Here is a 9,025-nt window from a genome sequence, read left to right on the forward strand (position 1 = left end):
GCGATGCGGACGGCCCTCTTCCCATGAACATCCTGTCCATCCAATCCCACGTCGCCTACGGCCATGTCGGCAACGCCGCCGCGGTCTTCCCCGTCCAGCGCATGGGCCACGACGTGTGGCCCATCCACACCGTGCAGTTCTCGAACCACACCGGCTACGGCGCCTGGCGCGGACAGGTGTTCGATGCGGGGCTCATCGGCGACTGCGTGGCCGGCATCGCCGAGCGCGGCGTGCTCGGCGCCTGCGACGGCGTGCTGTCGGGCTACATGGGCTCGGCCGACACGGGTGTCGCCGTCCTCGACGCGGTGACGCGCGTGCGCGCCGCCAACCCCGCCGCCCTCTACTGCTGCGACCCCGTGATCGGCGACGTCGGCCGCGGGGTCTTCGTGCGCCCCGGCATCGCCGAGTTCCTGCGCGACCGCGCCCTGCCGGCCGCCGACGTCCTCACCCCCAACCAGTTCGAGCTCGACCTGCTCTGCGGCGCCCCGACCGACACCGCCGACGGGCTGCGCGCCGGCCTGGCCAGCCTGCACGCGCGGGGGCCCCGCGCCGTCCTGGTGACGTCCTATGTGGGCGAAGACACGCCCGCCGACGCGGTCGACCTCGTGGCCTCGGGGGACGGCGGCGCGTGGCGGGTCCGCACGCCGAAGCTCGCGCTGTCGGTCAACGGCGCCGGCGACGCGGTCGCGGCGCTGTTCTTCGTGACCTTTCTGGCGGAAGGCTCGGTGCCGGGCGCGCTCGGCCACGCCGCTTCGGCGATCTTCGGGCTGCTGAAGGCCACGTTGGAGGCGGGCACGCGCGAGCTGGCGCTGGTGGCCGCGCAGGAGGAGTTCGTGCGGCCGTCCCGCGTCTTCGCGCCCGAGGCCGTCTGATCGGCGCTCTTTCTGCCGCATTGCGGGAACACCTGACCGCCGCGGCGATTATGAGGGAGCATTTTCGAAACGTCCGAGGAGACCCTCCATGGCCACCCAGGTGCCCGATACCGACCCTGCGTCCCTCAACACGCCGAACGACCTCGGCGACAACGGCCGCCAGGCCGTCGCCGACGCGGTCAACAAGCTCGTGGCCGACGCTTTCGTGCTCTACACGAAGACCAAGAACTTCCATTGGCACATGTCGGGTCCGCATTTCCGCGACTATCACCGCCTGCTCGACGACCACGGCGACGCGATCTTCGCCACGACCGACCCGCTGGCCGAGCGCGTGCGCAAGCTCGGCAAGAAGACGATCCACTCCATGAGCGAGATGATCAAGATCTCGCATCTGCAAGAGAACGACGCCGCCTTCGTGTCTCCGCTCGACATGCTCAAGGAGCTGATGAGCGACAACAAGAAGATGGCCGCCGCCATGCGCGAAGCCCACGACGTCTGCGACGAGGCGGACGACGTTGCGACCGCGAGCCTGCTCGAGGAATACATCGACGCCACCGAGCTGCGCACCTGGTTCCTGTTCGAGACGATCCAGGGCGCCGATCAGTCCGGCCACTGACCGGACATCGCGCATCGAAACTGGCGCAGGTGATGGAAGGCGGCCCCCGGGCCGCCTTTTTCGCGTGCCGCCCGGCCCGTGCTAAGGGTGCCGCATGCGCCGCCGCTTCCACACCCTCGACGTCTTCACCGACACGCCGCTCCACGGCAACCCGCTCGCCGTGGTCCATGACGCGGACGGGCTCGACGCCCACCGCATGCAGGCCGTGGCGCGCGAATTCAACCTGTCCGAAACCGTGTTCGTGCTGGAGCCGCGCGACCCCGTGAATTCGGCGCGCATCCGCATCTTCACCCCGGATCGCGAGCTGCCCTTCGCGGGCCACCCCACGGTCGGCGCCGCGGTGCTGCTGGCCGAGCTGCGGGGGCCCGAGATCGTGGCGCGGCAGGACCTCGGCATCGTGCTCGAGCAGCAGATCGGCCTCGTCCATTGCACCGCACGGCGCGCCAAGGGCCGGTCGCGCGCCAGCTTCACCCTGCCCCGCCTGCCGGACGGCTGCGGCGTCCCCCCGTCCGACGCGGCGCTGGCCGCGGCGCTCGGCCTCGACGCGGCCGAGATCGGCTTCGATCGGCACCGCCCCGCCGGCTTCTCGGCCGGCGTGCCCTTCACCCTCGTGCCGCTCCGCTCCCCCGCCGCCGTCGACCGGATCGCGCCCGATGCCGCGCGCTGGCCGCACGACCTCAGGGTCTACGCCTATGCCCGCGACGGGGCCGGATTCCACGCCCGCATGTTCACGGCCCGCTCGGGCATCGTCGAGGACCCCGCGACCGGCTCCGCCGCCGCCGCCTTCGCGGGCGCGCTGATGCGCTTCGACGCGCCGCCGGACGGCGACCACGCCGTGGAGATCCGCCAGGGCGTCGCGATGGGCCGGCCGAGCCTGATCGGGCTTGGGCTCGAGGTCGAGGGCGGCGCGCTGGTGTCCGCCTCGATCGGCGGCGGCGCCGTGATCCTGTGCGACGGGACGATCGACCTGTGACCGTGGGGGCGCCCGCCGGGCCGCAGGAGATCGTGGAGGTCCACGCCGTCGATTGCCTGTTCGAGCCTCGCCCCTGGCCCTTCGCCGAGGAGCGCGCCGGCGACATCGCCGCCCATTGGGCGGACGCGCTGCGCCGCAAGCCGAAGATGTTCGACGGCCGCGTGCTGCTGATGCACCGCGGCGCGGTCGAGACGAGTCCCGACGGGCGGCGGGTGTTCCGGGGCGCCTACCTCGAGACGAGCTTCAGCGCCTTCCTGTTCTGGCGCGACATCGGCCTGCCGCCGGCCGGGGTGCGCAACGGGTTCGGCATGGCCTGCCTGTCCTCGTCGGACGGCGCCTTCGTCCTCGGCGAGATGGGGCAGCACACCGCCAACGCCGGCGCGGTCTACTTCGCGTCCGGCACCCCCGACCCCGGTGACGTGCGGGACGGGTGCGTCGACATCGAGGGCAGCATCGGGCGCGAACTGCGCGAGGAGACCGGGCTCGAAGCCTCGGCCGTCGCCTTCGACCCCGGCATGACGCTGGTGATGGACGCGTGCCGCGTCGGTTTCATGAAGCGCGTGCGCTCGCGCGAAACCGCCGACGCGCTGGTGGCGCGCATCCACGCCTTCCTGGCGCGGGACCCCGAACCGGAGCTGGCGCGGATGCACGCGATCCGGTCGCTCGGGGAGATCGGGCCGGCCGTGCAGGTGACGGCCGCGGCCTATCTCAGGGCGGTGCTGGGGGGCTGAGCCGCCGACGTCGCGGCGGTCGGAGGCCTGGACCGCTGGCGAACGCGCGACGGAGGTGCATCGGCATGCCCCGTCGCCCGGCGTCAGTAGCCGTGGCGCCGCATCGATTGCGCCACGAGCTTGCGGGCCTGCGCGTCCTGCCCGGCCTCGCACAGGTGGGACGCGCGGTCGATCTCGTTCTGGATCTGGTCGTAGACCGCTTGGTCCATGTGGCCGCCGGTGTTTTCCCGTCCCGCCATGCCCTGCCAGCGGGCGATGGTGCCCGCGCAGCCGTTGCCGTCCGGCACGGTCGCGGGCGCCTCGCCGTCCGGCGGTTCCGCGTCCTGGGCCGGGGCCGGCGACACGGCGGCGAGGGTCAGGCCGAGCCCGAGGGTCGTCCGGAGCGCGAAGGTACGGAAGATCGCCATGGTCGAAGGTCCATTCCGGTCGTTCGCCTTTCCATACCGCCTGGACCGTCCGGCCGGAAGCCCGGCTTCCGCTCCGGCATTAGTTGACAAAATCCATAGACGATAAGATGTTCGCTTCACGAAAGGCGAGCCTCATGTCCCTCCCCCAGATCGTCGGCCTGTCCGGCAGCACGTCCCGGCCTTCGCGCACCACGGCCTTGGTCGAAGCCGTCATCGAACACCTGTCCGACCTCGGGCCCTGCCGGCTGATCGAGCTCGCCGACGAGGCACCCCACCTCGCCGCCGCGCTGTCGCCCGCTGCCCTGTCGGGCCGCGTCGCCGCCACGGTGGCGGCTGTCGAGGCGGCCGACCTCCTCGTGGTCGGCACCCCCGTCTATCGGGGATCCTATCCGGGCCTGTTCAAGCACCTGTTCGACCTCGTCGACCACCGCGCGCTGGTGGGCAAGCCCGTGGTGTTGGCCGCGACGGGCGGCTCCGCCCTCCACGCCCTGATGATCGAGCACCAGCTCCGGCCGCTGTTCGGCTTCTTCAACGCGCTCGCGCTGCCGACGGGCATCTACGCCACCGAAGCCGATTTCGACGGCTACGCCCTGACGGGCGAGCGGGTGCGCGAGCGCGCCGCCCGCGCCGCCGCGGAAGCGCGCGCCCAGCTCGGCCTCCGCTTCCCCGTCCGAATCCCTGCCATCGCCTGAGGAGAAGAGCCATGACGGCGCAGACCCCTTCCACCGGCGGCGCTGCCGTGCGGTTCGCCTATTGGGTGCCCAACGTGTCGGGCGGCCTCGTGATCAGCCGCATCGAGCAGCGCACCGGCTGGGACGTCGCCTACAACCAGGAGCTCGCCCGCATCGCCGAGCGGAGCGGCTTCGACTATGCGCTGAGCCAGATCCGCTTCACCGCCGGCTACGGCGCCGACAACCAGCACGAGCCGATGGCCTTCAGCCAGGCGCTGCTCGCCGCCACCAGCCGGCTGAAGGTCATCGCGGCGCTGCTGCCGGGGCCGTGGAACCCCGCCGTGGCGGCGAAGCAGGTCGCCACGATCAGCCACATCGCGGGAGGGCGCATCGCCGTCAACGTGGTCAGCGGCTGGTTCCGCGGCGAGTTCGCCGCCATCGGCGAGCACTGGCTCGACCACGACGAGCGCTACCGCCGCTCGGAGGAGTTCATCCGCGCCTTGCGCGGCATCTGGTCGGAGGACAGCTTCTCCTTCCGGGGCGATTTCTACCGCTTCGCCGACTACACGATGCGGCCGAAGCCGCTGGGCCCCGCGCCCGAGATCTTCCAGGGCGGCTCGTCGCGCGCCGCCCGCGACATGGCGGCCCGCGTGTCCGACTGGTATTTCACCAACGGCAACACGCCGGAAGGCCTCGCCGCGCAGGCCGACGACCTCCGCGCCCGGGCGGCGGAGCAGGGCCGGAGCGTCCGGGTCGGCATCAACGCCTTCGCGGTGGTGCGCGACACCGAGGCCGAGGCCCGCGCCGTCGTGGACGACATCGTGGCCCAGGCCGACGGCGACGCCGTGCGGGCCTTCGGCCACGAGGCGAAGAACGCCGGCCACGCTTCTCCCGAGGGGAAGGGCAACTGGGCGGACTCCACCTTCGCCGACCTCGTGCAATACAACGACGGCTTCCGCTCGAACCTCATCGGCACGCCGCGGCAGGTGGCCGAACGCATCGTCGCCCTGAAGCGCGCCGGTGCAGACCTGATCCTGCTCGGTTTCCTCCACTTTCAGGAGGAGGTGGAGTATTTCGGTCGGCACGTCATCCCGCTGGTGCGGGAGCTCGAAGCCGCGGCGCCGCTCGCCGTGGCGGCGGAGTAGCCCGGGAGGTCCTGCCATGCCCCACGACGCCGCGCCGCGCCTGGCCGTGCTGGGCGGCGGCCTGACCGGCGCCGCCCTGGCGATCCATGCGCTGCGGGCCGCATCCGGGCCGCTCGCGGTCGAGATCGTCGAGCCGGCGGAGGCCCTGGGCCGCGGCGTCGCCTACGGCACGTCGGACCCGGCCCACCGCATCAACGTGCCCAGCCACCGCATGAGCCTGTTCCCGGACGACCCCGGGCACTTCACGCGCTGGCTGTTCGACCGCGCCGTGCTCCCGGACCCCGCCAGCACCGTGGCGGAGGGCGACCATTACGTGCCGCGCGCGGCGTTCGGCGCCTACGCGGCCGACGCGCTGGCCCGGGCCGTGGCCGAGGCCGCCCCGCGCGCGACGCTGCACCACCACCGCGCCCGCGCGTCCGCGGTGACGCCCTGCGGGCCGGGCTGGCGCGTGGCGTTCGAGGGCGGCGGCGGGTTCGAGGCCGACGCCGTGGCGCTGTGCACCGGCCACCCCGCGCCGGTGACCCCCTGCCCCGTGTCCGAGGCCGCGCTGGCCCATCCCGGCCTCGTCGCCGACCCGTGGCGCGCCGAGGCCTTCGCGCGCGTGGCGCCGGACGCCGCCGTGCTGGTCGTCGGCACCGGCCTGACCATGCTCGACGCCATGGCGACGCTCGACCGGCGGGGGCACCGCGGCCCCGTGCTGGCCGTGTCGCGTCGCGGCCTCCTGCCCCGCCCGCAGGGCGGGTTCCGCGACGGTTTCGATCCCTTCGCTGCCGCCCCCCTGCCCCGCACCGCCGTGGAGCTGCTGCGGATCCTGCGCGACGGCCTCGACCGTCCCGCGCCCGAGCCGGATTCGCGGGGGGTGGGCTGGCAGGAGGTGGCGGACGCGTTCCGATCCCGCCTGGCGCCGCTGTGGTCCGCCCTGCCCCCCTCCGAGCAGCGCCGCGTCGCGCGGCGGCTCCTGCCCTTCTGGGAGGTCCACCGCTTCCGTGCCGCGCCGCAGCCTTTCGCCCTCGTCGAGCGGTGGCGGGCGGAGGGACGGCTCGGCATCGAGCGCGCGGCCCTGGCCGGGCTCGATGTCCGGGACGGGCGCCTCGTCGCCGCCCTGCGCGGGCCCGGGCGCGTCCCGGAAGGCCGGGCCTTCGACGCCGCGGTGATCTGCACCGGGCCGGGCAGCGCGCTGGACGCCGACCCGCTGGTGCGCGACCTCGTCGCGCGCGGCCTCGCCCGGCCGGACGGGATCGCGGTCGGGGTCGCGGTCGACCGCGACAGCCGCATGGTCGACCGCGCCGGCACGGTGCGGGACGGATTGCACGCCTTCGGGCCGCTCACGCGCGGCAGCTTCGGCGAGATGACGGGCGAGCCCGACATCGTCCGCCACATCGCCCGGACCGTGCCGGGGCTGCTCGCCACGCTGGAGCGCGCCCGCGTCGCCGCCTAGGCGGACGACCGTGGGCGGGTCCGCTTCTCCTCGGACGAGCCGCGGCCTGGCGGCGTCTGCCTTCCCCCCACCCTGAGCCTGTCGAGGGACGACATGGGTCTCGATAAACCTGCTCAGGATGAGCAAGGGTGAGAACAGGGTGCCGTCGGCCGGCCAGGGAAGACCAAGCGGATGGCCTGGGCCAGTTCGTGCGATCCTGCCCAGGCGCAGCGGTCGGTCGCCCTCGACCTCTTCACCCCGTCCGGGCGGCCCGCCGTCCGTCGATGCTGGCCCGGTTCAGCGCCGCCAGCGCGTCCGGCTCGGCCGCCAGCCTTTCCGCCACCGCCACCGCGGCGGCGAGTTGGGCGTCGCTCATATGCCGCACCGCCGGCGCCCGCACCGTCGCGGTCCAGGGCGCCCCGAGGGCCGCGTCGAGGCAGACGCGCATGAAGCAGTGGTCGAGACGGATGGGCCAGCCCCGCGCCGCCGCCAGGCCGGGCAGCACGGTCCGGGTCAGCTCCAGCCAGCGCGACACGAGTGCGGCGCGGCCGTCCCCCTCCTCCGGGAAGAGGCCGCCCCGTTTCACGTGACACATCCCGTCTCGCTCCGTGGCCGGGCCCGACGCCGAGCACCGGCGCGCTGTGGGTCGACCATCCCGCCGGGAGCGGGTCGACGCGCCCGGCCGCCCTCGATGGCACGGCGGCGCGGCGCCCGGGCCGTGACGGCCATCGGCACTGCGACCAGCTCCGCCCCCGATCTCGCCCCGCCCACCCGCGTCTCCCCGCCCTCGGATGGAGCCGGCATAGCACGGGGTGCGGATTGGAGCTCTGGCCTCGCGGGCCATGAGGGAGGACGCGTCGCCCTCGGCCGCATCCACGACGGCGAACGGCGTCCAAACGTGGTCCGAAGCCTTGTTTAAGCTCGCCTACATAAGGAGCCCGCTTATTAAAGAGGATAGCCTTTCGCTTTAATAAGGGGGCTTATGGGTTGCCACGGCGGATTTTGGAGCCTCCGACATGACCAGAACGGGCCGATTTGTCACCACGGCCGTCGCTGGCGAGATCGCACGCGCCTTCATTCCCCCTTCTCTCCCCCCGACGCCGTCCATCGACGTGATCGGGTTGCTCACGCGTCTGAGCGTGGCCGAACGCGCATTGGGACGGCTCGACGGAATCACGGTGCTGCTGCCCAGCCAGGAACTGTTTCTCTACATGTACGTCCGCAAGGAGGCCGTGCTGTCCTCCCAGATCGAGGGCACGCAGTCCACGCTGTCCGACCTGTTGCGCTACGAGACAGAGGCGCAGGTGGGACAGCCGATCGACGACATCCGCGAGGTTTCCAATTACGTCGATGCAATGATGTTCGGCCTCGAAAGGCTTCGAGGCGACCCGGCTTTCCCCCTGTCCCTGCGGCTGATCCGGGACATGCACGCGCACCTCCTGGAAAGCGGCAGGGGGGAAAGCAAGGCCCCTGGAGAGTTCCGGCGTGTGCAGAACTGGATCGGCGGGACCCGGCCCGGGAACGCCCTCTTCGTTCCGCCGCCGGTGCCCGCCATGATGGAGTGCCTGAACGATCTCGAACTCTTCCTGCACGAGGAAAGCTCCGGGCTGCCGCCGCTCATCAAGGCGGGGCTCATCCACGTCCAGTTCGAGACGATCCATCCCTTCCTCGACGGCAATGGGCGTATCGGTCGTTTGCTGGTCACCCTGTATCTTTGCGACAAGGATGTCATCCGGAAGCCGCTGCTTTATCTCAGCCTTTTTTTGAAGGCGCGTCGATCGGAGTATTATCGCTTGCTGCAGGAGGTGCGGGAACGGGGAGCTTGGGAAGCCTGGCTGGAATTCTTCCTCGACGGCGTCGCCGAGACGGCCAACCAAGCATTCGATGCAGCGGGTCGCATGGTTGCGCTGTTCCGGCACGACCGCGAGACGATCAGCGAAGACAGCGATCGCGCCGGCTCGGCCTTGCGCGTCCATGACTTGCTTCAACAAAACCCTTTCGCGACGGCGGCTTCGCTGGTGAAGCAGACCGGGCTCACGACGCCCACCGTCAACGCGGCCCTGTCCGAGCTGGAACGCCTCGGCATCGTCGAGGAGGTCACGGGTCGGCGGCGCGGCAGGGTCTTCGCCTACCGTAGATATCTGGCGATCCTGAACGAGGGGACGGACCCGATCGCGGCGGACTGAACGCGCT

The 9,025-nt window shown here is 72.0% G+C and carries 10 protein-coding genes; 8 read left to right on the forward strand and 2 right to left on the reverse strand.

Translation table 11 applies throughout. The features are described 5' to 3' along the window. Positions 1 to 23: 23 nt before the first annotated feature. The 4 genes from pdxY to D3273_RS02900 all read left to right on the forward strand — a co-directional run bounded on the left by pdxY (position 24) and on the right by D3273_RS02900 (position 3,192). A complete protein-coding gene (pdxY, locus tag D3273_RS02885; RefSeq protein ID WP_129223329.1) occupies positions 24 to 872 on the forward strand; it encodes a pyridoxal kinase PdxY in 849 nt (282 codons plus the stop codon). 88 nt (positions 873 to 960) lie between these two features. Continuing rightward, entirely contained in the window at positions 961 to 1,488 is a 528-nt protein-coding gene (locus D3273_RS02890) for a Dps family protein (RefSeq protein ID WP_129223331.1), read from the forward strand. Positions 1,489 to 1,582: 94 nt separating this feature from the next. Further along, entirely contained in the window at positions 1,583 to 2,461 is an 879-nt protein-coding gene (locus D3273_RS02895) for a PhzF family phenazine biosynthesis protein (protein WP_129223333.1), read from the forward strand. 2 nt (positions 2,462 to 2,463) lie between these two features. Beyond that, a complete protein-coding gene (locus tag D3273_RS02900) occupies positions 2,464 to 3,192 on the forward strand; it encodes an NUDIX hydrolase (protein WP_245500953.1) in 729 nt (242 codons plus the stop codon). 83 nt (positions 3,193 to 3,275) lie between these two features. On the opposite strand, the gene D3273_RS02905 is transcribed toward D3273_RS02900, so the two are convergent. Then, a complete protein-coding gene (locus tag D3273_RS02905) occupies positions 3,276 to 3,599 on the reverse strand; it encodes a hypothetical protein (protein WP_129223335.1) in 324 nt (107 codons plus the stop codon). 134 nt (positions 3,600 to 3,733) lie between these two features. Here D3273_RS02905 and msuE point away from each other — a divergent pair, with 134 nt between their 5' ends. The 3 genes from msuE to D3273_RS02920 are packed head-to-tail and all read left to right on the forward strand — an operon-like array spanning position 3,734 to position 6,853. Beyond that, positions 3,734 to 4,291 (forward strand): FMN reductase, encoded by a 558-nt coding sequence (msuE, locus tag D3273_RS02910; RefSeq protein ID WP_129223337.1) that lies wholly within the window; start codon positions 3,734 to 3,736, stop codon positions 4,289 to 4,291. An 11-nt stretch (positions 4,292 to 4,302) separates the two neighbouring features. Next, positions 4,303 to 5,415 carry a dimethylsulfone monooxygenase SfnG gene (sfnG, locus tag D3273_RS02915; RefSeq protein WP_129223338.1) on the forward strand — a complete coding sequence of 371 codons (1,113 nt, stop codon included), beginning with the start codon at positions 4,303 to 4,305 and terminating at the stop codon, positions 5,413 to 5,415. A gap of 16 nt (positions 5,416 to 5,431) precedes the next feature. Continuing rightward, positions 5,432 to 6,853, forward strand: a complete 1,422-nt coding sequence (locus tag D3273_RS02920; protein ID WP_129223340.1) for an FAD/NAD(P)-binding protein — start codon at positions 5,432 to 5,434, stop codon at positions 6,851 to 6,853. A 232-nt stretch (positions 6,854 to 7,085) separates the two neighbouring features. Here D3273_RS02920 and D3273_RS02925 read toward each other — a convergent pair whose 3' ends face one another. Beyond that, entirely contained in the window at positions 7,086 to 7,427 is a 342-nt protein-coding gene (locus D3273_RS02925; RefSeq protein ID WP_129223342.1) for a GCN5-related N-acetyltransferase, read from the reverse strand. Between the two features lie 421 nt (positions 7,428 to 7,848). On the opposite strand from D3273_RS02925, the gene D3273_RS02930 reads away from it, so the two are divergent. After that, complete coding sequence (locus D3273_RS02930; RefSeq protein ID WP_129223344.1) at positions 7,849 to 9,018, forward strand: Fic family protein; 1,170 nt, start codon at positions 7,849 to 7,851, stop codon at positions 9,016 to 9,018. Positions 9,019 to 9,025: the final 7 nt, after the last annotated feature.

The sequence above is a fragment of the Lichenibacterium minor genome (genome assembly GCF_004137685.1).
Taxonomy (GTDB): Bacteria; Pseudomonadota; Alphaproteobacteria; order Rhizobiales; family Beijerinckiaceae; genus Lichenihabitans; species Lichenihabitans minor.

Coding starts and splice junctions, on each gene's coding strand:
- pdxY (WP_129223329.1), top strand. CDS start 24: ATGAACATCCTGTCCATCCAATCCCACGTCGCCTACGGCCATGTCGGC.
- D3273_RS02890 (WP_129223331.1), top strand. CDS start 961: ATGGCCACCCAGGTGCCCGATACCGACCCTGCGTCCCTCAACACGCCG.
- D3273_RS02895 (WP_129223333.1), top strand. CDS start 1,583: ATGCGCCGCCGCTTCCACACCCTCGACGTCTTCACCGACACGCCGCTC.
- D3273_RS02905 (WP_129223335.1), bottom strand. CDS start 3,599: ATGGCGATCTTCCGTACCTTCGCGCTCCGGACGACCCTCGGGCTCGGC.
- msuE (WP_129223337.1), top strand. CDS start 3,734: ATGTCCCTCCCCCAGATCGTCGGCCTGTCCGGCAGCACGTCCCGGCCT.
- sfnG (WP_129223338.1), top strand. CDS start 4,303: ATGACGGCGCAGACCCCTTCCACCGGCGGCGCTGCCGTGCGGTTCGCC.
- D3273_RS02920 (WP_129223340.1), top strand. CDS start 5,432: ATGCCCCACGACGCCGCGCCGCGCCTGGCCGTGCTGGGCGGCGGCCTG.
- D3273_RS02925 (WP_129223342.1), bottom strand. CDS start 7,427: ATGTGTCACGTGAAACGGGGCGGCCTCTTCCCGGAGGAGGGGGACGGC.
- D3273_RS02930 (WP_129223344.1), top strand. CDS start 7,849: ATGACCAGAACGGGCCGATTTGTCACCACGGCCGTCGCTGGCGAGATC.